Source organism: Paraburkholderia nemoris (genome assembly GCF_905221015.1).
Classification (GTDB): Bacteria; Pseudomonadota; Gammaproteobacteria; order Burkholderiales; family Burkholderiaceae; genus Paraburkholderia; species Paraburkholderia nemoris.
The window spans coordinates 73610-95087 of sequence record NZ_CAJNBO010000019.1; the positions used below are offsets into that span (position 1 = coordinate 73610).

The following is a 21478-nucleotide window of genomic DNA, read 5'->3' on the forward strand; positions in this document are numbered from 1 at the left end:
AGTGGACCGGGCCGCACGGGATACGCCGGCCGGGAATCGGCGGCTTGCGGACTGCCCCAGGTTGGTCTGTATTGTCGTTATTTAACGGGAAACCGCGCGTAATCCGTCGGCAGAGTTCGCGGACACCGGTTCGATGCCCGTCTGCTCCGTATTCCGGCCCGCCGCGGTCAGCCGCGCTTAGCCGTTCTGCCGCATCCGGTATTCGGCGCTGCGGGCATGCGCCTGCAGGCCTTCACCGTACGCGAGCTCGGCGGCGATCTCGCCAAGCGTCTGTGCGCCTTCCGCACTGACCTCGATCACGCTCGAACGCTTGAAGAAATCGTAGACGCCCAGCGGTGACGAGAACCGTGCGGTACGCGACGTAGGCAGCACGTGATTCGGCCCCGCGCAGTAGTCGCCGAGACTTTCACTGGTGTAGCGGCCGAGGAAGATCGCGCCGGCATGGCGGATCAGCTGGCCCCATTGATGCGGTTCCAGCGCGGAGATTTCGAGGTGTTCCGGGGCGATGTCGTTGGCGATAGCGCAGGCTTCGGCCATATCGCGCACCTTGATCAACGCGCCGCGGCCTTCGAGCGACGCGCGGATCACGTCCTGGCGCGGCATGGTCGGCAGCAGTTCGTTGATCGCGTCACGTACGCGGGCGATGAACGCATCGTCGGGGCACAGCAGGATGGATTGCGCGAGTTCGTCGTGCTCGGCTTGCGAGAACAGGTCCATCGCGATCCAGCGCGGGTCCGTCGTGCCGTCGCACAGCACGAGAATTTCCGACGGCCCGGCGATCATGTCGATGCCGACCGTGCCGAACACCCGGCGCTTGGCCGACGCGACATAGGCATTGCCGGGGCCACAGATCTTGTCCACCGCGGGCACCGTTTCCGTGCCGTACGCCAGTGCGCCCACCGCCTGCGCGCCGCCGATCGTGAACACGCGATCCACGCCGCCCAGCAAGGCGGCCGCCAGCACCAGCGGATTCTTCACGCCGTCCGGCGTGGGCACGACCATGACGATTTCGCGCACACCGGCCACCCGCGCCGGAATCGCGTTCATCAGCACCGACGACGGATACGCCGCCTTGCCACCCGGCACATAGATACCCGCGCGATCCAGCGGCGTGACCTTCTGGCCGAGCACGGTGCCGTCGGCTTCCGTGTACTGCCAGCTATGGCTGCCGCACTCGATCTTCTGCTTCTCGTGGTAACCGCGCACGCGCGCCGCCGCTGCCTCGAGCGCCGCACGGCGCTTCGGCTCCAGGCCCTCGAGCGCCGCTTCCAGTTCGGACATCGGCAACTCGAGTGCCGCGACGCTCTTCGCCTCGACGCGGTCGAAGCGGTTCGTGTACTCGAGCACCGCAGCGTCGCCGCGTGTCTTCACGTCGTTCAGAATCTGCGCGACCGAGCGCTCGATTGCTTCGTCTTCGCTCGCCTCGAACGCGAGCACCGCGTGCAGCGACTTCTGGAAGTCGGGAGCGCTGGAATCGAGTTTGCGAATCTTGATAGACATACGGGTATCCGTTTCGGTAAGGCGCGCTAAAGCGTGGTCAAACGAGCGTGGTCAAACTTTTCAGGCCGCGGCACCGGCCTTCGACGCGCGTTCGAACGCATCGAGGATCGGCCGCAGCGCCGCGCGCTTGAGCTTCAGCGCGGCCTGGTTCACAACGAGGCGCGACGAAATCTGCATGATCTCTTCCACCTCGACAAGATTGTTGGCGCGCAAGGTATTGCCCGAGCTCACCAGGTCGACGATTGCGTCGGCGAGGCCGACCAGCGGCGCCAGTTCCATCGAACCGTACAGCTTGATCAGGTCGACGTGCACGCCCTTGGCGGCAAAATGCTCACGTGCCGTTTCCACATACTTGGTCGCCACGCGCAGACGTGCGCCCTGGCGCACCGCGTTCGCGTAATCGAAACCGGCCGCCACCGCGACCGACATCCGGCAACGCGCGATATCCAGGTCGACCGGCTGATACAGCCCGCTGCCGCCGTGCTCGAGCAACACGTCCTTGCCGGCCACGCCGAAGTCGGCTGCGCCGTATTCGACGTAGGTCGGCACGTCCGTGGCGCGCACGATGATCACGCGCACGTTCGCGTCGGTAGTCGGCAGAATCAGCTTGCGCGAGGTTTCCGGATCTTCGGCGACTTCAATGCCGGCTGCGGCGAGCAGCGGCAGCGTCTCTTCGAAGATACGCCCTTTCGACAAAGCCAGCGTGAGCGGTGCGCTCACAGCCGGCGACGACGACGTTTGCGGCATCGAGCTCATGCCTCGCTCCCCGAGATACGGCGCACCTTGGCGCCGATGGCGTTGAGCTTGGTCTCCATCCGGTCGTAACCACGATCCAGGTGATAGATACGGTCGATCAGCGTTTCACCTTCGGCACGCAGCGCGGCGATAACGAGGCTCGCCGACGCACGCAGGTCGGTCGCCATGACCTTCGCGCCGGACAGCTTCTCGACACCGGTCACGAGCGCGGTGTTGCCGTCGATCGTGATGTTCGCGCCGAGGCGGTTCAACTCCTGCACGTGCATGTAGCGGTTCTCGAAGATCGTCTCGACGACTTGCGAGGTGCCGTCCGCAAGCGTGTTGAGCGCCATGAACTGCGCCTGCATGTCGGTCGGGAAAGCCGGATATTCGGACGTGCGGAAGCTCACCGCGCTCGGACGCTTGTCCATGCGCACACGCATCCAGTCGTCGCCCTCTTCGATCGTGACGCCGGCTTCGCGCAGCTTCTCGGTGACGGCTTCCAGAATGAGCGGACGTACTTTACGCAACGTCACATCGCCGCCGGCAGCCGCGACCGCGCACAGGAACGTCCCGGCTTCGATACGATCCGGAATCACCGTGTGCTTTGCACCATGCAGCTTGTCGACGCCCTGGATCACCAGACGGTCAGTGCCGATACCCTCGATCTTTGCGCCCATCTCGACCAGCAGATGCGCGAGGTCGCCCACTTCCGGCTCACGCGCGGCGTTCTCGATGACCGTTTCGCCCTCAGCCAGCACCGCTGCCATCAGCAGGTTTTCGGTGCCCGTCACTGTGATCATGTCGGTCACGATGCGCGCGCCCTTCAGACGCTTCGCACGCGCTTCGATGAAGCCGTGCTCGATCGTGATCTCGGCACCCATGGCCTGCAGGCCCTTGATGTGCTGATCCACCGGACGCGCGCCGATTGCGCAGCCGCCCGGCAGCGACACGCGAGCGTGACCGAAGCGCGCGACCAGCGGGCCAAGCACGAGGATCGACGCACGCATGGTCTTAACCATTTCGTACGGCGCGACGAGGTTATCGACCTTCGACGCATCCAGCGACACGCGGCCCTCGCCGCTCTCGATCTGCACGCCCATCTGGCCAAGCAGCTTGAGCATCGTGCGCACGTCCTGCAGGTCGGGCACGTTCTCCAGATGCACCGGCTCCGCGCTAAGCAGACTCGCGCACAGGATCGGCAACGCCGCGTTCTTGGCACCTGAGACGACGACTTCACCCGACAGCGGGTAGCCACCTTCAATGACGAGTTTATCCATGCCTGTCAGTTCCTGATTGACCCGGACTTCAGCCGGGCCCGCTTTGACTGTGTTCGACGCGCCGCTACCGGCGTCGCGCCCTTCTTGAGTAATTCGCACTAAATTTCCAGATTACGCGTTCTGCCATTCGGCGGGCGTCAGCGTCTTCATGCTGAGCGCGTGGATTTCTTCGCGCATGCGGTCGCCGAGCGCCGCATACACGAGTTGATGGCGCTGGATCAAACGCTTGCCTTCGAAGCTCTCGGCAACGATGGTCGCAAAGAAATGCTGACCGTCGCCTTCGACTTCGAGATGCTGGCAAGCGAGCCCAGCCGCGATGTATTGCTTGACCTGTTCGGGAGTCGGCAACATGAGAGATGCTCCTGATCAGTGGCGCAGTTTGTAGCCGGAGGCGAGCATGCGCATCGCCACCACGGCCAGCACCACAAAGAAACCGGCAACGATCGCAAGGCTCACGAGCGGATTGATATCCGACATCCCGAAGAAACCGTAGCGAAAGCCGTCGATCATGTAGAAAAAGGGATTGAGCCGCGACACTTCGCGCCACACCGGTGGCAGCGTATGCGTCGAGTAGAACACGCCCGAGAGGAACGTGAGCGGCATAATCAGAAAGTTTTGAAACGCGGCAAGCTGATCGAACTTTTCGGCCCAGATGCCGGCGATCAAACCGAGTGTGCCCAGGATCGCCGCGCCGAAAATCGCGAACGCGACGATGTAAAGCGGCGCGCTGAAGCTGACCGGCACGAACCAGATCGTCACGATGAACACGCCGAAGCCGACCGCAAGACCACGGGCTACGGCAGCGAGCACATACGCGCCGAACATCTCGTAGTGCGACAACGGCGGCAGCAGCACGAACACCAGGTTGCCCGTGATCTTCGACTGGATCAGCGAGGACGAGCTATTCGCAAAGGCGTTCTGCAGCACGCTCATCATCACGAGACCCGGAATCAGAAAGCTCGTGTACTCCACGCCCGGGTAGACCTGAACGTGACCGCGCAACGCGTGGCCGAAAATCGTCAGATACAGCAGCGCGGTGATGACCGGCGCCAGCACGGTCTGGAACGACACCTTCCAGAAACGCAGGATTTCCTTGTAAAACAGCGTGCGAAAGCCGCTCATGCCAGCCCCTCGATCACTTCCGGACCGTTCATCACCTGAACGAACACATCTTCGAGGTCGGCTTTACGGACCTCGATTTCTTCGAATGCGCAGCCCGCTGCGCGGCACTGCGCGAGAATCCGCTCGACGTCGTCATAGCTCGCGAGCCGCAGCAGATGCTGTCGGCCATTGCCGTTGCCCGCGCCGCTTTCCACTTCGAGCGGACGCAACTCGGCCGGCAACACACCTTGCGTAAAGCGCAGGAACAGTTGCATGCCGGCAAAGCGCTGCAGCAGCGTGCTGGTGCGCTCGAGCGCGACGACCTCACCGCGCCGCAACATCGCGATGCGGTCGCACAGCGATTCGGCTTCTTCCAGATAGTGCGTGGTCAGCACGATCGTGTGGCCTTCGCGATTCAGGCGCGAGATGAATTTCCACAAGGTTTGACGCAACTCGACGTCGACGCCCGCGGTCGGCTCATCCAGCACGATCACCGGTGGCCGGTGCACCAGCGCCTGCGCCACGAGCACGCGGCGCTTCATGCCGCCCGACAGCGCGCGCATATTGGCGTCGGCCTTCTCGGTGAGGTCGAGATTGGCCATGATCTCGTCGATCCACGCGTCGTTGTTGCGCAGCCCGTAGTAGCCGGACTGGATGCGCAAGGTTTCGCGCACCGTGAAGAAGGGATCGAACACGAGCTCCTGCGGCACCACGCCGAGCGCGCGGCGCGCGTCGCGGAAATCGCTGACTACGTCATGGCCACGTACCGCGATGCTGCCTTCATCGGCGCGCGCGAGACCCGCAAGTATGCTGATGAGCGTTGTCTTGCCCGCACCGTTCGGACCGAGCAGTCCGAAGAACTCGCCTTCTTCCACCGTGAGGCTGACGCCCTTGAGCGCCTGCAAATCCTTGTAGCGCTTCTTGACGTTACGAATTTCTATGGCTGACATGACTGTGGGCCGCGTGCGTCGCGGCGCCTAAAGGAGCCCCGAGGGGGCGCAAAAGTGCTGGAAGGGACGAAATTGGGGCCGGTTATATGCCCCGAAAAACGTTTGATTATAGGGCAAAAATCGGCAGCCCCGGCTCGGCCGGGGCGATTGGAAGTGACGCTAGGGGAGCGTCAATGTCGCGCGCGCTGCAAGCAGCATGGGACCGGAGTAACCGCTAAAGCGCTAACTCCGGTCGACATAACAGGGTATCGACGCCGTAGGCTTGTGCGAGGCTGGCGAGACCAGCCGGCAGGTTGACGATCTCAAACGCGGTGCCGCGCGCCTGGGCGGCACGCTCCCACGCGAGCAGGACGGCCAGAGCGGACGAGTCGAATTGCGCGAGCGGCGCGCAATCCACGCCGGTCGCGCCCGCAGCGATCCGCTGCAAACCCGCCTCAAACGCGGCTTTCGCGCTCTCGTGGGTCAGCGTCGCGCCGCTTTCGAAGCGGCTTGCGACGACCGCGTTCAGCACTTCGCTCACGACTGCTTGCCCGCGGCGAGTTGCTGGTTACGCTGCGTGAGGAACTGGATCAGTCCGTCCACGCCCTTCTGCTGGATCTGCTCGTTGAACTGTTGCTGATACGCCTGGATCAGCCACGCGCCGAGCACGTTGATGTCATACACGCGCCAGCCGTTCGGCGTCTTGTACAGACGGTAGTCGAGTTCGATCGGCGAGCCGTTGTTCATCACCACCGAGCGCACCACCGTGTCGGTGTCGTCCGGGTTCATACGGAACGGCTTGTACTGGATCTGCTGGTCGCGCACCTGTGCCAACGCGCCCGAATACGTGCGGATCAGCAGCATCTTGAACTGCTCGACCACGGCGTTTTGCTGCTCCGGCGTCGCGGTGCGCCAGTTGCGGCCCATCGCCAGTTGTGTGGTGCGGCGGAAATCGGTGTACGGCAGGATCTTTTCGTTGACGAGCTGGGTGATGTGCGAAATGTCGCCTTGCTGGATCGACTTGTCGGCGCGCACCGCGTCGATCACCTGCTGCGTGACGGTCTTGATCAGGCCGTCCGGCGAATTGGAGTCCACCGCTTGCGCCGATGCACCGGCACTGGCGAACGAGAACAGCGCTGCGAACAACGGAATCAGGAATAGTTTTTTCATATCGAACCTTGCTTGCCTTAAAAATAGTGCAACCGTTTGAGCCGACATTAACACGCGAGTTCAGCAGCAATCCATGCGCAAACTGCGAGAGTCGTATCGAGGTGTTACGGCCGCACGATCAACGCAATTTGAATGACGGGAAGTTGAAACGCGTCGGCGGAACCAGTTGGCCGGCCGGAATCTGCGTCGTTTCCGGACCGCCGTTCAGGTCGAGCGGCGGCGTTTCGGAACTGCCCGAAGCGGCTTCAGGTGCAGCCGCCGTGCCGGTTGCGCCCGTGGTTGCGCCAGCCGCCGAAGCAGCTTGCGGCGGCGTTGCGGCAGCCGCACCGGACGCAGCCGATGCTTTCGCGGCAGCACCCTGCGTGCCCGCAGCCGCGCCGCTATCGACGTCGTCGTACTTCGGCAGCGGTGCTTCGTCGCCGTAATTCGGCAGCGACTGCGACTGCTTGCCATCCGACAGCAGATACTGGCGGCGCTGCAGGTACGCATTACGCACGAACGAATACTTATCCAGCGCAGCGCCTTCCAGCACGTCGCCCGCGTTCAGCAGATTCGCGCGCGTGTTGACCACGTTCAGGCCGTACAGCGCCCAGCTCAGGCCATCCGGATGAATGTAGCTGAGCGGATTCACATAGTAATTGCCGATCGAACCAACCGCGTCGCGCAGCGTGCTCGGCCCGAACAGCGGCAGCACGAGGTACGGACCCGCCGGCACGCCGTAGTGACCGAGCGTCAGGCCGAGGTCGTTGTCGTGCTTGGGCAGCTTGGCAAGCGTCGCCACGTCGAATAGACCGCCGACGCCGAACACCGTATTGATCACGATCCGCATGATGTCTTCGACGCCGTCGGCGATCTTCAACTGCAGCAGATTGTTTGCCGCGATGTAGACGTCGCCGATATTCGAGAAGAAGTTGGTGACGCTGTCGCGCACCGGCTGCGGCGTGATGAAGACGTAGCCCTTCGCGACCGGCTTCAGCGCGTACTGGTCGAGCTTGTCGTTGACGGTGAAGATGGTGCGGTTCAAGCCCTCGAGCGGATCGCCCTTGGTCGGCGTCTGCACGGTCGAGCAGCCGACGAGCGTAGCGGTCGCGAGCGCGAACGTCGCCATCTGGACGGCGCGCACGCCTCGTTTGCGTAGGGTCTGCATTTTTATTCTCCTTATTGACCGGCCGCACCAGAGGCGGGCGGAGTCGGCGCCGCCGACGCGGGCGCCGTGGCAGGGGCGGCCCCAGGTGTGGCCGAACCCGCGCCCGGCTTGGATGCGCCCGAGTCCGCGGCCTTGCTATACAGGAATTGTCCGATCAGGTTTTCCAGCACGATCGCTGATTGTGTCATTGAGATCGTGTCACCCGCTTTAAGCATCTCGCTATCGCCACCGGGTTCGAGCCCGATGTATTGCTCGCCCAGCAGACCCGAGGTCAGGATCTTCGCCGACGTGTCTTTCGGAAACGGGTATTGCTTGTCGATATCGATCGTGACGACAGCCTGATAAGCATTGCTGTCAAAGCCGATCGAGGCAACCCGGCCAACCGTCACGCCCGCGCTCTTCACCGGTGCGCGCGCCTTCAGTCCGCCGATATTGTCGAACTTGAGCTTGACCGGGTACGTTGCCTGAAACGACAACGAGCTCATGTTGCCGGCCTTCAGCGCGAGAAACAGCAACGCCACGAAACCCAACACCACGAACAGGCCGACCCAGAAGTCGAGAGCAGTCTTTTTCATCGTCATCCCAAAGTGAATCCGCCACGCTGCTCCCGCTCCCGTCACGCGCAAACCTAGGCGCGCCCGCCGAGCGAAAACGTGCAGCGCAGTTTTAGCTGAACATCAGTGCGGTCAACAGAAAATCGAGGCCGAGCACCGCAAGCGACGCGTACACGACCGTCTTGGTCGTGGCGCGCGACACGCCTTCCGGCGTCGGCTTGGCTTCGTAGCCCTGAAACAGCGCCACAAAGGTCACCGCGAGGCCGAACACCACACTCTTGATGACCCCGGCGCCCACGTCGCGCCAGACATCGACGCCGCCTTGCATCTGCGACCAGAACGCGCCGGCATCGACGCCGATCAGCAGCACACCCACCACATAACCGCCGAACACGCCGACCGCGCTGAAAATCGCGGCGAGGATCGGCATGGAAATAATGCCCGCCCACAAGCGCGGCGCGACAACGACCTTGACCGGGTCCACCGCCATCATTTCCATCGCGGTCAATTGCTCGCCCGCCTTCATCAAACCGATTTCGGCCGTGAGCGACGTGCCGGCGCGGCCCGCAAACAGGAGCGCAGTGACCACCGGCCCGAGTTCGCGCACCAGCGAAAGCGCGACCAGCAGACCCAACGCCTGTTCGGAACCGTAACGGTTCAGCGTGTAATAGCCCTGCAAGCCGAGCACGAAGCCGACGAACAGCCCCGACACGGCGATGATCACCAGCGAATAATTACCTACGAAGTGGATCTGCTTCGTGACAAGGCGCGGCCGGCGCAGCAACGGGAAAAACTCGAGCAGCAGCCGGAAGAAGAACCGCGTGGCGTAGCCGGCCGTTCCCAGCCCGTCGAGTACCGAGCGACCAAGCGCGCTGATCATGACTGACCTCCGCCGATACCGAAATCCGCCGCGAGCGGCGTCTTGCTGGGATAGTGGAATTTGAACGGGCCATCAGGCGCGCCGTCGATGAACTGGCGCACCGTAGGATCGGTCGACGCGCGCAGCTCAGCCGGCGTGCCTTCGGCATGCACCCCGCCATTGGCAAGGAAATAGACGTAATCGGCGATCGCGAACGATTCCGGCACGTCGTGCGTGACCAGGATCGACGTCGCGCCAAGTGCCTGATTCAGCGCGCGAATCAGGTTCGCCGTAATGCCGAGCGAGATCGGATCGAGGCCGGCGAACGGCTCGTCGTACATCATCAACTCGGGGTCGAGCGCAATCGCCCGGGCAAGCGCCACCCGCCGCGCCATACCACCCGAAATCTCCGACGGCGCGAGGTCGCGCGCGCCGCGCAAGCCGACCGCGTTGAGCTTCATCAACACGAGGTCGCGGATCAGTTCTTCGGGAAGGTCGGTGTGCTCACGCAGCGCAAAAGCGACATTTTCGAACACCGACATGTCGGTAAACAGCGCGCCGAACTGGAACAGCATGCCCATCTTGCGGCGCAGCGCGTAGAGGCCGTCGCGCGTTTGTGCGCCGATGTCCTGGCCCTGGAACAGGATCTGGCCGCGCTGCGCGCGCACCAGACCGCCGATCAGGCGCAGCACTGTGGTTTTGCCGCAACCCGAGCCGCCCATAACCGCGACGACCTGGCCGCGCTTGAAGCGCAGATTCAGGTTCGACAGGACGAGCCGGTCGCCATAACCGAAGTCGACGTCGCGCAGCTCGAGTAAGGTCTCGGGGGAGGAAGACACGAAACTGACAGTCCTTTTACACGGAAGGCCGAATTATAGGGCCATCATGGAAATGCTGCCGTGAGGTGCCCTGTCCCTTTACTGAACTTGACGATTATTGCGTAAACGCATGTTGCAGCGCAGAAACAGCGACAGCCGGGTCGGCGGCTTCGGTCACGGCGCGCACCACGGCCGCGCAGCCCACGCCCGTCGCCAGCACGTCCGGCAGCACCTGCAGATCGATCCCGCCGATCGCCACCAGCGGCACGACGCCGTCGAGCAGGCGGACATACCGCGCCAGACGCTTGAGGCCCTGCGGCGCGGTCGGCATGACCTTGGTGGTGGTCGGGAACACCGCGCCTAACGCAATGTAGCTTGGCCGGAAATGCAGTGCTTTCAGAATCTCGTAGAAACCGTGCGTTGACAGACCGAGGCGGACGCCGGCAGCGGCAAGTGCCGACAGATCGGCGGTATGCACGTCTTCTTGCCCAAGGTGGACACCGTAAGCGCCCCCTTCCAGCGCGGCTTGCCAGTGATCGTTGATGAAAACCTGGGCATCGTGCTCACGGCCCGCAGCCACACAGCGGGCGATTTCGCGCTTCAGTTCGTCGGCGGGTTCAGCCGACTTGCGGCGCAACTGGACCGTTTTCACGCCAAAGCCCACCACCCGTTCGACCCACTCCGCGGTCGGCAGCACCGGGTACAGGCCGAGCCGGTCAGGGCAACGCGCGAACGCTTGCGCCGGCGCGGCCGGCAGACCGGCGAGGCGTGGGAAGTGCGCGATATCGGCCGGAAAGGCGTCTTCCGCTTTGATTTCGTCGCCGTCGCGCCACGCCAACGCCAGGACCAGCGCGTCGTGCGGATCGAAGCCGCAATCCAGAAACGCCGCCAGCGCGGAAATCCAGTCTTCCGCCAGATGACCTTCCAGACTGTATTTCTCGCCGCCCAGATGCAGCGTCGCCGCGTTCTCGGCAGCGACGATCACGCCTGCGCCCTGCACCTGCCAGCGCGCCACCTGCTCGCCATGCTGCTGCGCGTCGGCGACGATGATCAGGTCGCCGCCGTTCGGCTCGTCCGGCGCGGTCAGGCAGATGCGCCACGGCGCGTGCGTCGGCGGCCACTCGCCCAGGCGGGCGCGGATTCGCTCGGCGGCTTCGGTAAGTTCGTCAGCAGGCGGCCAGAAAAGGTCGCGGCCAGTCAAAGGCAAAGTTTGCGTCATGCGGCGCTCCCGTCTTGATGCCAGAACGGCATGCCGACTACCGGCGTGCTCGCGTGCGCGCTTTCGCGCTCGGCCATCGGCCCCGCCAGAAAAGCCTGGCGGCCCGCTTCGACGCCCAGCGCGAAGGCACGCGCCATCGCGTCGGGGTGCGTCGCCTGCGAAACGGCGGTGTTCAGCAGCACGCCGTCGAAGCCCCACTCCATCACTTGCGCCGCGTGCGACGGCACGCCGAGGCCGGCGTCGACGATCAGCGGCACGTCGGGCAAGCGTTCACGCAAGACCCGCAGGCCGTACGGATTGATCACACCCTTGCCGGTACCGATTGGCGCGCCCCACGGCATCAGCGCCTCGCAGCCCGCATCAAGTAGGCGGCGGCCGATCACGAGATCTTCAGTGCAATACGGCAGGACCTTGAAGCCGTCCTTGATCAGCTGCGTGGCCGCTTCGATCAGGCCAACCGGATCAGGCTGCAACGTGTAGTCGTCGCCAATCAGTTCAAGCTTGATCCACTCGGTTTCGAAGATTTCGCGCGCCATATGCGCGGTCGTCACCGCCTCGCCGACAGTCAGGCAGCCGGCGGTATTGGGCAGCAGCGGCACGCCGTGGCGCTTGAGCAGGTCGAAGAAACCGGCTTCGGCGCCGCCTTCGTTCATCTGCCGGCGCAGCGCGACGGTCACCATGCCGGGCTGCGCGGCGTCGATCGAATCGGACAGCGATTGCAGCGATGGATAGCGCGAGGTGCCGAGCAGCACGCGGCTCGCGAAAGTCTGGCCGTAGAGCGTGAGCGCGTCGGCGGTTTGGGGGGCAGTCATTTGCATAAACCTGGTCTCCGGCAAGGCGTGGCGCGGGGCTTAACCGCCGGCCACGGGTTGCACGACATCGAGCTTGTCGCCCGGCTGCAGCGCGCGCGCCGCATGCTGGGTGCGTGCGACGAAATCGCCGTTCAGCGCGACCGCGAACGGCGGACGCGCGCCGAACGCGGCGAGCGCATCGGCGACAGTCGCGCCTTCGGGCAACGACAACGGCTTCTGATTGATATGAATGTCCATGGTGTTCGAATACGGTTCAATCGATTGAGGCAGCGGCCTGCGCCTGTTTTGCCTGCGGTTATTTCGCCAGCAGCCGCGCAACGCTCATGCCGGCTCCCGCGTGGCGTCCAGTTGAAACAGCTCGCTCCAGCGCGCGGCATTTTGCCAGTCGGCGAAAGCATCGGCGTCGCCGATGCGGCCGTCGAGCAGCGCGGCGGCGAAGCGCACGGCTTCGTCGGCGACTTCGGGCACGATCATGTAGCCGTGCCGGTACAGGCCGTTCACGCGCAATGTCTGCGCGCCATCCCACAGCAGGGCCGGACGGTGGTCCGGCAAAGTCGGGCGGCACTGCGAATTCAGTTCGAGGATGCGGGCTTCGCCGAAGCCGGGATGCACGGAAAACGCCGCGCTCAGCAACTCGAGCGCCGAGCGCACGCTGACCGGCGACATGTCCTCGCCTTCCACTTCGGTGGCGCCGATCACGTAGAGATCGTCCTGCTTCGGCGCGATATACAGCGGGTAGCGCGGATGCAGCAGGCGCACCGGCCGCGTCAGCTTGATACCGGGCGCATGCACGCGCGCGACTTCGCCGCGAATGCCTCGCAACGTGGGCAGCACCGACTTCGCGCCCAAACCGCGGCAGTCGATCGTGATGCGGGCGGACGGCAGCGCATGATCGTCGACCGGCGTGTTCCAGTGTGTTTCGACACCACGCTCAGCGAGGCCCGCGGCGAGCGCGGTCAGCACCTGACGGTTATCCAGTTGGCCTTCGCGCGGCAGCAGCCAGCCCTGGTTGAAGCGGCCTGCCAATGCGGGCTCGGCGGTGCCGACCTGAGCGCCCGCCAGCGTCACGAAGCCGCCGTCGAGCAATTCAGCAGGCGCGTTCGAGCGCACCCGGCGTTCGAACAGTGGCGCTTCGGTGCGATCGGCGTGATGCCATACGACTAGCGTGCCATTGCGCTGGAAGAACACCGGTTCGGGCAATTCGGCCAGCACGCGCGGCCAGGTGTCGAGCGAACTTGCGCCCAGACGGGTGATCAGCAGTTCGGCACTGGCGGCTTCGGCGAGCGGCGCCAGCATGGCGGCGGCGACCCAGGCCGCGGATTGCGTACCTGCGACGTCGCCGCGCTCATAGAGCGCCACGCGATGCCCTTCACCGGCGAGGCGCCACGCGACGAGACGCCCGCACAGCCCACCGCCGAGCACGGCGAAATCGGGTTGAGCTAAACAATTCATCGCGTGCGCTCCGGGTCACAACGGCAAGCAACGCTAAAACAGCCCGGCGCGCCGACACAACCGACAAAAACGCCGTGAAGAGCAAAACACATGTCTGAAGAATAGGCGGTCATCGAATCCTTTCCGTACGGCAAAAAAACGCACGTACCCAGGACGAAACCGGCGGGTGAGGCCGGCCGGGCAAAATGCACGTCCAATGACGGACGCCGCCCGGCGGGGAATGGAAGACTGACTGCTTCCGGAAACTTCCCGCGCCGGTATTACCCGGATCGGGTGCAAAGGGTCTCTCTCAGCCTCGCCGCCGCTGCGTGAAAATCACGCTGCCTGTGGGCAAAGCACCCCTGTTTCGTCGAAGGTCATTAGACCATAAAAGGCGCGGCGCCCGCAAACCAACGGCTTCTGCCGTCACACGCCGTTGATCCGTCACTATCTTTCGATTCATCAATACGGCCGAATGCAGCGCTCTGGCACAATGCCAGGACCGGATGCCGCTGGCGCGCGGGCGACATGCTTCGCCACTCGCGCACCAGCGGCATCGAGGCGGGACCTCTGAGCGGAAATTAATTTTCACTTAAGGGCTTCGCGCCAGAATCGGTCGCTCACCCGGACGTGCGTTCGTCGAGCACGACGCCCGGGGCACGCACCGCAAACCCGCCGTGGGGCCGGCCCGACTTGGGGGCCGCCTGACGCGGGCCAGCACTTCACCAGGATGCTCATGACACCGAATACCGCTTCCAGCCCCGCGCTGCCGCCGGACGAAAAAGTCTCCGCATGGAGCCTGATCAAACCTTACTGGGTTTCCGAAGAACGAAAAACGGCGTGGGGGCTGCTCATCGCGATCGTCGTGATGAATCTGCTCATCGTGTGGATCAACGTGCGCCTGAACCGCTGGAGCGCCGACTTCTACAACGCGCTGCAAACCAAAAACGTGCACGATTTCCCGCACCTGCTGATGGTGTTCTCGGGGCTCGCGTTCGGCTTCATCATCCTTGCCGTGTACGGCCGCTATCTACGCCAGATGCTCGGCTTCCGCTGGCGCCAGTGGCTGACCACGCGTTATCTCAACGAATGGCTGCACGACAGCGCTTTCTACCGGATCGAACGCGACCGGCTCGCCGACAACCCCGACCAGCGGATCAGCGACGACCTGCAATCGCTCGCCACCAGCACGCTTTCGCTGACCCTCGACCTGCTGTCCACGATCGTCACACTGGTCTCGTTCATGACGATCCTGTGGTCGCTGGCCGGTGCGCTGACCGTTTCGCTCGGCGGCATGCCGGTGCAGATTCCGGGCTATATGGTGTGGGCCGCAGCGCTGTACGCGGTAGTCGGCTCAGTGATCATCCAGAAGGTCGGCCATCCGCTCGTGTCGATCAATTACCAGGCACAGAAAGTCGAGGCGGATTTCCGTTTCGGCCTGATCCGTCTGCGTGAAAACGCCGAGCAGATCGCCTTCTACGACGGCATGGAGACTGAGAAGAAGAACACGCACTCGCTGTTCGGCCGCATCCGCGACAACTGGTGGCAGGTGATGAAGTACACCAAGCGGCTCACCTTCGTAACGGCCTTCTACGGCCAGATTGCAATCATCTTTCCGCTGGTGGTCGCCGCGCCCCGCTACTTTGCGGGCGCTTTCACGTTCGGCGTACTGATGCAGATCTCGAGCGCATTCGGTACCGTCAGCGATTCGTTTTCGTGGTTCATCAATAGTTACGGCAGCCTCGTCGAATGGCGCGCTACCGTGAACCGGTTGCGTGAATTCAAGCGCATCGTGCATGCGCCGCGTCTGAAGGAATCGGTCTCGCCCGCTACCGCGCATGGCGGCATCAATCTGCATTTCGTCGACGAAGACGAGCTCACAACTGAAGGCCTCCAGCTTGCGCTGCCGAACGGCAACCCGTTGTCGCGCATCCGCGATATCGCGATCAAGCCGGGTTCACGCTGGCTGGTGCGGGGTCCGTCCGGCTCCGGCAAGAGCACGCTGATGCGCGCGCTCGCCGGCTTGTGGCCGTTCGGCGACGGCTCGATCGACGCACCGGTCAACGCGCGCATGATGTTCATCCCGCAGGTCAGCTACATGCCGATCGGCACGCTGAAAGCCGCGCTCACCTATCCGTCTTCTGCAGATACCTACACTGACGACGAATGCCGCGAAGCGCTCATCACTTGCCGCCTGTCGGAGTACGCCGACCGCCTGCAGGAATCGGGGCACTGGACGCGCATTCTCTCGCCGGGTGAACAACAGCGCCTCGCCGGCGCCCGCGTGCTGCTGCACAAACCGGACTATCTGTTCCTCGACGAAGCAACCAGTGCGCTCGATTCGGAAAACGAGGCACGCCTCTATCACCTGTTCACTGAGCGGCTGCCGCAGGCGGCAATCGTCAGCGTCGCGCATCGCGAATCGCTGGCGGCATTCCATGACGAAACGCTCGACGTCGAACGCTCGGGCGAACCGATTGCTGCGTGAACAGCATGAACAACGCGAGCGACATGAGCAGCACCGGTGACGCGAGCAGCACGACTGGCATGAGCGGCGCCGGGCTCGATCGGGTCGTCCTGATCACCGGCGCGGGCTCCGGCATCGGCGCCGCACTGGCCCGACGCATCGCCGCGCCGCGCACCGCCTTGATGCTGCACGCCCGCGGCGTCGACGACGAAGCGCGCCAGCGTCTTGCACAGGTCGCCGCCGATTGCAGCGCGAACGGCGCGCGCTGTGCGACGGTGTTCGGCGATCTGGCCGAACGCGGCGCTGCCGAACATGTGATTCATCAAACGCTCGCGAACTTCGGCGCGCTTGATCAACTGGTAGCGAACGCCGGCCACGCGCAACGGCAAACGCTCAATGCACTCGACGCGGATGCGTTCAGCGCCGCCTTTGCCGCCATGCCGGCCGCGTTCGCCGCGCTCGTCAAGCGTGCGACGAACGCGCTGGAAACCTCGAAGCGAGGCCGCGTGGTCGCGCTCAGTTCGTTCGTCGCGCATCGCTATCGCGTGGATGCGCCGTTCGCCGCAACGGCGGCGGCGAAAGCGGCGCTCGAGTCACTGGCTAAAACCGCCGCCGCCGAACTTGCGCCGCATGGGGTGACGGTCAATTGCGTGGCGCCCGGTTATACCCGTAAAGATCGCGGCCCAAGTGCCGATAATGCATCGGTGTGGGCCCGCGCCGCCGAAGCGACACCGCTCGGCCACGTCGCCGAGCCCGCGGATATCGCCGCGCTGATCGCCTTCCTGCTCTCCGATGAAGCGCGTCACATCACCGGCCAGGTGATCCATATCGACGGCGGCCTGACGCTCGGTTAGGCAGCACGCCGCAACATCCGGAAACACGCGAGAACAGTTCGAAAGCATTTGCGAAGCGGGCAAGCTGTTCCGCGCTTTGAAAATCCCCTGTAGCAGCGACGATAGTCGTGCGGGCCGTACCATGCGCCGCCCGCCCCGCCCCTCACTGCTACTGGACTCTCCGCACATGTCATTCGATCGCCGCTTCTATCCTTTGACCCAGCGCGCAGCGCTTGCGCTTGGCGCAGCCCTGCTGCTCACGAGCGCCGCGTACGCTGCGCAAGCCACCCAGCCCAATGAGCCGGCGGATGTTTGCCCCGCGCTCAAACACATCGTCGACGCACCCGACTTCAAGCAGCTGCACGTGCAACCTGCCGCGCAACTGCCGGGGGTATCGGCCGTGGACGACTGCCGCGCCAACACGCACGCCTACGATTGCCACTGGCGCGCGCACTGGCAAGCCGACGGTGTCGTCAACGATCCGCTCGAAGAATTCGGCGCCGATATCGCCGCCTGTTTTCCGAACGTCGTGCACGACGTCAACACACCGACGCGTCAGCATTTCATCGTGACCACCGAGGATCGGCGCGTAAACGTGACGGCCAGCGTGCAAGGGCAAAACGAACTGCGCCTGCGCATCACGCGCTGAGCGTGGGCCGTTTTTGCCACGCTCCGCTGCTTTTCTGCTGGGACCCGTTGTCATTTGCCGTACTTCCTCACCGCCACCAGGCACCGCATCATGACCTCTACGCCAAGCTTGCGCGCTTACGCTTTCACGCGGGCCCCAATGGCCGCGTGGGTCATGTTGCGGCGGCCTTGTGCGTGGCTCGCCGCCTCGGCCACCCTCGCCTGCGGCCTGAACGGCTGCGCGTGGACGCTGATCTCGGCGGCCGACGCCACCGGCTCCGTGATTCAGGCGGGCTACGCGATCGCGGCGAACTACTCATCGCCGACCTTCGTCAATGGCCGACCGGCGGACGTGCATAACGTCTGCATCGAAGTGAATCAGACCGTGACGGTCGGCGATTTCGTGCCGGCGCTGCAGCTTGCGCTCGACCGGCACGGCATTCGTTCGGACGTCTACAATCCGGGCACCTCGCCCGCCGGATGCGAGGCGCGCCTCGTCTACAACGCCGCGATCGATTACGGCCGCCGTTCGTTCAGCGACGAAACGATCCAGTATCTGTCGATCATCGATCTGACGCTGATCCAGCACGGGCGCATTCTCGTCACCGCGCGCTACCAGACCGGCGGCCTCAACACAGACCGCTTCTCGACCGCCTCGACCAAACTCAATGGTCTGATCGACAAGATGGTGGTCGATCAGACCCAACTGGTCCGGCAGCCGATGCAGACCATCCAGACGTCGCTGGCAAACTAGGCGCCCAGCCTGCTTGCTTTCTCTTACGCGAGAAAGAATTCGAAAGCGTTTCGCGCTTTGCGCCGCTCGCGTGGATCACTAAGATGACCTGGATGAACCAATCCATTCTGGTCGTCGACGACGACCCCGTCGTACGTGAGCTCGTCAGCGAATATCTGGTGGGGCGTGGCTTCAAGGTATCCACGCTCGAACATGGCATGGCGCTGCAGCGTAGCTTGCAGGACGAACGTCCCGCGCTGGTCGTGCTCGACATCATGATGCCGGAGCTCGACGGCATTAGCGCGCTACGCGCATTGCGCGTCGCCGGCGACGATATTCCTGTGATCCTGCTGACCGCGCGCGCCGATCCGATCGACCGCGTGATCGGCCTCGAACTCGGCGCCGACGATTATCTCGGCAAGCCATTCGAACCGAGCGAGCTGGTCGCGCGGATTCGCACGGTCCTGCGCCGCCGCGGCACGATTGCGCCGAGCGCGCCGGAGCAACGCGCGCCCTATCGTTTCGGCCGTTTCGAGGTGAATTTTCCAGCACGCGAATTGCGCCGCGACGGTGAGCGGATTCCGCTGCGTTCGAGCGAATTCGCGATGCTCAAGGTGTTCGTCACGCACGCGATGACCGTACTCACGCGCGCGCAGTTGCTGGAGAAACTTCACGGCAATAGCGAGGTGCATCGCAATCGCAGTCTTGACGTCTCGATCTGGCGTTTGCGGCGGCTGATCGAAGTGGATCCGTCCGAGCCTCGCTATGTGCAGACCGTCTGGGGACGGGGCTACGTGTTCGTGCCGGACGGTGAAATCGGCGCTGCGGAGCGCGACGCGCCACCGCTTGCATGATGCTTGCCCGGCGAGCGCCTGGCGCCAGGCCTCGGACTTGAGAAAACCTACGCGGCGTGTCGCGCATCTCGCGCGCGCACCGCATCGACGTTAGAACGTCAGCACACTCAGAAACATTCTCTGCAGCCAGCCCATCGTGGTGGAGTCGGAAACCATCCCCACGCCGGCCTGCTCGATGCGCGCATTCGCGACCTTGCTCGACGCCACATAATTGCCTGCTTCGATATCCTTCGGATTGACGATGCCCGACAGGCGCAAGCGGTCGCGGTTGCCGCTCATCGCGATCATCTTCTCGCCCGATACCACAAGGTTGCCGGTCGACATCGTTCCGATCACGGTCACGGCCAACGTACCGGTCATGCCGCTGACGTCGGTGAGACTGCCCTGCCCCTTGTAGTCTGTACTGGCCGAGCCGATGTTGAACAGCCTCGCGAGCCGCGCGGCGGCGTTGGTCGACTGATCGGCGGCGGTCGCGGTGATGCTGCTCGAACGGCTCGCGGCGGCGGTCGCGCTATTGTTGCCACTGTACGATTCCGACAGGCGGATCGTCAGCACGTCGCCGATATGCTGCGCACGCGGCGTTTCGTAGAGCAGCAAGGGCGCACCGGCCTGATAGATCGCGCCCTGCGTGTTGACGTTCAGCGGCGCCGACGCGAGCGGCGGCGACATCGGCGTTTCGACGATTGACGGCTGTTGGCCGCTCCCGCAAGCCGCGAGGCAAGCCACCGCGCCTAGCGCGACAGTGAGACGTAGCGCAGTCATGCATGCTCCTTGGCCGGATCGGCCGGGTAAAAAACGGACTCTGCGGTCTTGCTCGTTGCCGATGCTTTGTTGAACGACGCAATCTGCGCCACGCATGAGTCCGCAAATAGCGCGACAGATGAGGCGTCACATCACCCCGCCTCGGCCCCGCTCGCCTGCCATTGCCGCACGACCGACTTCACCCATGCATCCGAGCCTTTCAACAGATAGGTGAGGGTGCCGTTGCGGGTGCCCGGCAGAAAGCACAACGTGATCGAACTCACCGCGTTTTCCCACACATAGACCGGCAGCGCGCCCGATGACGACACGCTTTGCGTCACCAGACGCGGCGTGCCATAACGGTCCGCGAGCGCGTCGCGCAAGTCTTCGGCGGTAATCTCGTCGATCACGAAGGAAATCTCGTACAGACGCAGTGCGCTCTGGCCGTCGACACGCGCAAAGCGCAGCACATGCTCCAGTGCCGGCGCGCCGTCGACGACGGCTTGCGACACCGCCCAGCCATCGTCCGCACGATGCGCCCAGCGGCAGGCCACCGTCAGACTCTCGCGCGATTTCAGCCGCATGCCGAGTGCACCCGCCTGCACGTCCGTCTCGCAGACAGGCACGCTGCCAATCGGCGTAGCGCGCACGGTCGAACCCGCGCGGAACTCGTCGAGCGTGATGCCGAGCGCAATGCCGCGAAACGCAAACGGCGTGTCCTGCGAGCGCCGCCGTGCGTCAGCGGAAGCAGCCTTCGACGCGGCGTTGGCCGCGCTCGCTTCGCGCGCAACGGGCTGCGCGTGAGCGACCATCGAAAACGCGCCGCCCAGCAGCGCCAGCACGCAGGCAAACCGTTTGAGTGTCATGATTCAGTCGATCGCGGATGAACACATGTCGAACGGGGCGGCCGCGGCATGGCCGACGACCGGGACGATTTTCAGTGTGGCCGACGTCAGGCGGCACGGCAGCGCGGCGACGGCGCAGCCGCCGAGCGGCAGCAGCGCCGTGCCCAGCGTCAACCACGCAGCGACACGGATGAAACGCTCAGGAATGCTCGAGGTCGACACACGGGCCTCGGTGCGTCAGGCAGTCGTGTTGACGTGATGCCCGACCAGCCCCGTCGGCAGCGACGGCGGCGCCTCGCTAGCGGGCTCCTTGGTCTGCGGCGTGGCCAGTGAGTTGGTTGGGGCTGCGGGTTTTTCCGCTGGCGGCGTGGGCGCGAGCGAAGAAAAGCGGGTTGAGCTGAGATTGCTATGAACGGTCATGATGAGCCTCGCGTGGCGCTAGGTTTCGATTTCACGCCGCCTGCCGTGGGCCCAAGGCGTTAGGCTGTTTTCGGCATGCGGCGCAACGTACTGCACGACGAATCATCTCGCCGCGCACGTAGTGGCGATGCGCGAAGGAACGCGCGCTTTTCCGCGGTTCTTACGACCCGTTTCGACCCCTTGCCGTCAGTAGCAATTGCGCACAGATTCTTTCCCCGAAGAAATTCAAGCGGTGCAAAATGACTTCCACGCCGCGCTGCGCATGGGCAAATGGGCCAACCCTTGCCGGTGCGTTGCCGGCGCGCTGCCGAATATAGCGGCCGTGAAATATGCCGTGAGCCTTTGGTGGCGGGCCTCACGCCCGAACCGGCGGACACGGCGCGAGCTTGGGTAAGCATTGGTA

The 21478-nt window shown here is 64.1% G+C and carries 25 protein-coding genes and 1 riboswitch; of the genes, 5 read left to right on the top strand and 20 right to left on the bottom strand.

Annotated elements, in window-relative coordinates; all coding sequences use genetic code 11:
* Positions 1-177: 177 nt before the first annotated feature.
* The 16 genes from hisD to KHO33_RS27110 form a co-directional block, all read right to left on the bottom strand.
* Positions 178-1500 (bottom strand): histidinol dehydrogenase, encoded by a 1323-nt coding sequence (hisD, locus tag KHO33_RS27035; RefSeq protein ID WP_200566041.1) that lies wholly within the window; start codon positions 1498-1500, stop codon positions 178-180.
* Between the two features lie 60 nt (positions 1501-1560).
* Entirely contained in the window at positions 1561-2256 is a 696-nt protein-coding gene (hisG, locus tag KHO33_RS27040; protein ID WP_093643445.1) for an ATP phosphoribosyltransferase, read from the bottom strand.
* A complete protein-coding gene (murA, locus tag KHO33_RS27045; RefSeq protein WP_407946199.1) occupies positions 2253-3608 on the bottom strand; it encodes a UDP-N-acetylglucosamine 1-carboxyvinyltransferase in 1356 nt (451 codons plus the stop codon). Before murA ends, hisG begins: the two co-directional genes overlap by 4 nt.
* A gap of 18 nt (positions 3609-3626) precedes the next feature.
* Complete coding sequence (locus tag KHO33_RS27050) at positions 3627-3866, bottom strand: BolA family protein (protein WP_054036615.1); 240 nt, start codon at positions 3864-3866, stop codon at positions 3627-3629.
* Positions 3867-3881: 15 nt separating this feature from the next.
* Entirely contained in the window at positions 3882-4637 is a 756-nt protein-coding gene (locus tag KHO33_RS27055) for an ABC transporter permease (protein ID WP_054036613.1), read from the bottom strand.
* On the bottom strand, positions 4634-5566 hold the full coding sequence (locus KHO33_RS27060; RefSeq protein WP_154560982.1) for an ABC transporter ATP-binding protein: 933 nt from the start codon (positions 5564-5566) through the stop codon (positions 4634-4636). Before KHO33_RS27060 ends, KHO33_RS27055 begins: the two co-directional genes overlap by 4 nt.
* Positions 5567-5780: 214 nt before the next feature.
* Positions 5781-6086: an STAS domain-containing protein gene (locus KHO33_RS27065; RefSeq protein WP_054036611.1), complete on the bottom strand. Its 306-nt coding sequence runs from the start codon at positions 6084-6086 to the stop codon at positions 5781-5783.
* On the bottom strand, positions 6083-6715 hold the full coding sequence (locus KHO33_RS27070; RefSeq protein WP_054036609.1) for an MlaC/ttg2D family ABC transporter substrate-binding protein: 633 nt from the start codon (positions 6713-6715) through the stop codon (positions 6083-6085). The genes KHO33_RS27065 and KHO33_RS27070 overlap by 4 nt, the downstream gene beginning before the upstream one ends.
* 118 nt (positions 6716-6833) lie before the next feature.
* Entirely contained in the window at positions 6834-7862 is a 1029-nt protein-coding gene (locus KHO33_RS27075; protein ID WP_200566040.1) for an MlaA family lipoprotein, read from the bottom strand.
* An 11-nt stretch (positions 7863-7873) separates the two neighbouring features.
* Entirely contained in the window at positions 7874-8437 is a 564-nt protein-coding gene (gene mlaD, locus KHO33_RS27080) for an outer membrane lipid asymmetry maintenance protein MlaD (protein ID WP_200566039.1), read from the bottom strand.
* 91 nt (positions 8438-8528) lie between these two features.
* Positions 8529-9296: a lipid asymmetry maintenance ABC transporter permease subunit MlaE gene (gene mlaE / locus KHO33_RS27085; RefSeq protein ID WP_054036607.1), complete on the bottom strand. Its 768-nt coding sequence runs from the start codon at positions 9294-9296 to the stop codon at positions 8529-8531.
* Positions 9293-10114 (bottom strand): ABC transporter ATP-binding protein, encoded by an 822-nt coding sequence (locus KHO33_RS27090; protein ID WP_200566038.1) that lies wholly within the window; start codon positions 10112-10114, stop codon positions 9293-9295. The genes mlaE and KHO33_RS27090 overlap by 4 nt, the downstream gene beginning before the upstream one ends.
* 94 nt (positions 10115-10208) lie before the next feature.
* A complete protein-coding gene (gene thiE, locus KHO33_RS27095) occupies positions 10209-11312 on the bottom strand; it encodes a thiamine phosphate synthase (protein WP_200566037.1) in 1104 nt (367 codons plus the stop codon).
* Positions 11309-12124, bottom strand: coding sequence for a thiazole synthase (locus KHO33_RS27100; RefSeq protein WP_054036603.1), 816 nt, complete (start codon positions 12122-12124; stop codon positions 11309-11311). The genes thiE and KHO33_RS27100 overlap by 4 nt, the downstream gene beginning before the upstream one ends.
* 39 nt (positions 12125-12163) lie before the next feature.
* Complete coding sequence (gene thiS / locus KHO33_RS27105; RefSeq protein WP_028199627.1) at positions 12164-12361, bottom strand: sulfur carrier protein ThiS; 198 nt, start codon at positions 12359-12361, stop codon at positions 12164-12166.
* Positions 12362-12445: 84 nt separating this feature from the next.
* Complete coding sequence (locus tag KHO33_RS27110; protein WP_200566036.1) at positions 12446-13576, bottom strand: FAD-dependent oxidoreductase; 1131 nt, start codon at positions 13574-13576, stop codon at positions 12446-12448.
* A gap of 229 nt (positions 13577-13805) precedes the next feature.
* Positions 13806-13929, bottom strand: a riboswitch (TPP riboswitch).
* A gap of 362 nt (positions 13930-14291) precedes the next feature.
* On the opposite strand from KHO33_RS27110, the gene KHO33_RS27115 reads away from it, so the two are divergent.
* From KHO33_RS27115 to KHO33_RS27135, 5 genes are all read left to right on the top strand, one after another.
* On the top strand, positions 14292-16043 hold the full coding sequence (locus KHO33_RS27115) for an ABC transporter ATP-binding protein/permease (RefSeq protein WP_200566035.1): 1752 nt from the start codon (positions 14292-14294) through the stop codon (positions 16041-16043).
* A 59-nt stretch (positions 16044-16102) separates the two neighbouring features.
* On the top strand, positions 16103-16876 hold the full coding sequence (locus KHO33_RS27120) for an SDR family NAD(P)-dependent oxidoreductase (RefSeq protein WP_200566075.1): 774 nt from the start codon (positions 16103-16105) through the stop codon (positions 16874-16876).
* Between the two features lie 166 nt (positions 16877-17042).
* On the top strand, positions 17043-17504 hold the full coding sequence (locus KHO33_RS27125; RefSeq protein WP_200566034.1) for a hypothetical protein: 462 nt from the start codon (positions 17043-17045) through the stop codon (positions 17502-17504).
* 90 nt (positions 17505-17594) lie between these two features.
* The gene (locus tag KHO33_RS27130; RefSeq protein ID WP_054036601.1) at positions 17595-18236 is read left to right on the top strand and encodes a hypothetical protein; all 642 of its coding nucleotides are present in this window, start codon (positions 17595-17597) and stop codon (positions 18234-18236) included.
* A 92-nt stretch (positions 18237-18328) separates the two neighbouring features.
* Positions 18329-19069 (top strand): response regulator, encoded by a 741-nt coding sequence (locus KHO33_RS27135; protein WP_200566033.1) that lies wholly within the window; start codon positions 18329-18331, stop codon positions 19067-19069.
* Between the two features lie 90 nt (positions 19070-19159).
* Here the strand turns inward: KHO33_RS27135 and KHO33_RS27140 are convergent, their stop codons facing one another.
* From KHO33_RS27140 to KHO33_RS27155, 4 genes are all read right to left on the bottom strand, one after another.
* Positions 19160-19831, bottom strand: a complete 672-nt coding sequence (locus tag KHO33_RS27140; RefSeq protein WP_054036599.1) for a flagellar basal body L-ring protein FlgH — start codon at positions 19829-19831, stop codon at positions 19160-19162.
* A 131-nt stretch (positions 19832-19962) separates the two neighbouring features.
* A complete protein-coding gene (locus KHO33_RS27145) occupies positions 19963-20676 on the bottom strand; it encodes a hypothetical protein (protein WP_200566032.1) in 714 nt (237 codons plus the stop codon).
* 3 nt (positions 20677-20679) lie between these two features.
* On the bottom strand, positions 20680-20847 hold the full coding sequence (locus KHO33_RS27150) for a DUF6726 family protein (protein WP_328822067.1): 168 nt from the start codon (positions 20845-20847) through the stop codon (positions 20680-20682).
* A 45-nt stretch (positions 20848-20892) separates the two neighbouring features.
* A complete protein-coding gene (locus tag KHO33_RS27155; RefSeq protein WP_054036597.1) occupies positions 20893-21075 on the bottom strand; it encodes a hypothetical protein in 183 nt (60 codons plus the stop codon).
* Positions 21076-21478 lie beyond the last annotated feature (403 nt).

Bases quoted from the DNA above. Each gene is read 5' to 3' on its own strand.
- hisD (WP_200566041.1), bottom strand. From the start codon at position 1,500: ATGTCTATCAAGATTCGCAAACTCGATTCCAGCGCTCCCGACTTCCAG.
- hisG (WP_093643445.1), bottom strand. From the start codon at position 2,256: ATGAGCTCGATGCCGCAAACGTCGTCGTCGCCGGCTGTGAGCGCACCG.
- KHO33_RS27050 (WP_054036615.1), bottom strand. From the start codon at position 3,866: ATGTTGCCGACTCCCGAACAGGTCAAGCAATACATCGCGGCTGGGCTC.
- KHO33_RS27055 (WP_054036613.1), bottom strand. From the start codon at position 4,637: ATGAGCGGCTTTCGCACGCTGTTTTACAAGGAAATCCTGCGTTTCTGG.
- KHO33_RS27060 (WP_154560982.1), bottom strand. From the start codon at position 5,566: ATGTCAGCCATAGAAATTCGTAACGTCAAGAAGCGCTACAAGGATTTG.
- KHO33_RS27070 (WP_054036609.1), bottom strand. From the start codon at position 6,715: ATGAAAAAACTATTCCTGATTCCGTTGTTCGCAGCGCTGTTCTCGTTC.
- KHO33_RS27075 (WP_200566040.1), bottom strand. From the start codon at position 7,862: ATGCAGACCCTACGCAAACGAGGCGTGCGCGCCGTCCAGATGGCGACG.
- mlaD (WP_200566039.1), bottom strand. From the start codon at position 8,437: ATGAAAAAGACTGCTCTCGACTTCTGGGTCGGCCTGTTCGTGGTGTTG.
- mlaE (WP_054036607.1), bottom strand. From the start codon at position 9,296: ATGATCAGCGCGCTTGGTCGCTCGGTACTCGACGGGCTGGGAACGGCC.
- thiE (WP_200566037.1), bottom strand. From the start codon at position 11,312: ATGACGCAAACTTTGCCTTTGACTGGCCGCGACCTTTTCTGGCCGCCT.
- KHO33_RS27100 (WP_054036603.1), bottom strand. From the start codon at position 12,124: ATGACTGCCCCCCAAACCGCCGACGCGCTCACGCTCTACGGCCAGACT.
- thiS (WP_028199627.1), bottom strand. From the start codon at position 12,361: ATGGACATTCATATCAATCAGAAGCCGTTGTCGTTGCCCGAAGGCGCG.
- KHO33_RS27110 (WP_200566036.1), bottom strand. From the start codon at position 13,576: ATGAATTGTTTAGCTCAACCCGATTTCGCCGTGCTCGGCGGTGGGCTG.
- KHO33_RS27115 (WP_200566035.1), top strand. From the start codon at position 14,292: ATGACACCGAATACCGCTTCCAGCCCCGCGCTGCCGCCGGACGAAAAA.
- KHO33_RS27120 (WP_200566075.1), top strand. From the start codon at position 16,103: ATGAGCGGCGCCGGGCTCGATCGGGTCGTCCTGATCACCGGCGCGGGC.
- KHO33_RS27125 (WP_200566034.1), top strand. From the start codon at position 17,043: ATGTCATTCGATCGCCGCTTCTATCCTTTGACCCAGCGCGCAGCGCTT.
- KHO33_RS27130 (WP_054036601.1), top strand. From the start codon at position 17,595: ATGACCTCTACGCCAAGCTTGCGCGCTTACGCTTTCACGCGGGCCCCA.
- KHO33_RS27135 (WP_200566033.1), top strand. From the start codon at position 18,329: ATGAACCAATCCATTCTGGTCGTCGACGACGACCCCGTCGTACGTGAG.
- KHO33_RS27140 (WP_054036599.1), bottom strand. From the start codon at position 19,831: ATGACTGCGCTACGTCTCACTGTCGCGCTAGGCGCGGTGGCTTGCCTC.
- KHO33_RS27145 (WP_200566032.1), bottom strand. From the start codon at position 20,676: ATGACACTCAAACGGTTTGCCTGCGTGCTGGCGCTGCTGGGCGGCGCG.
- KHO33_RS27155 (WP_054036597.1), bottom strand. From the start codon at position 21,075: ATGACCGTTCATAGCAATCTCAGCTCAACCCGCTTTTCTTCGCTCGCG.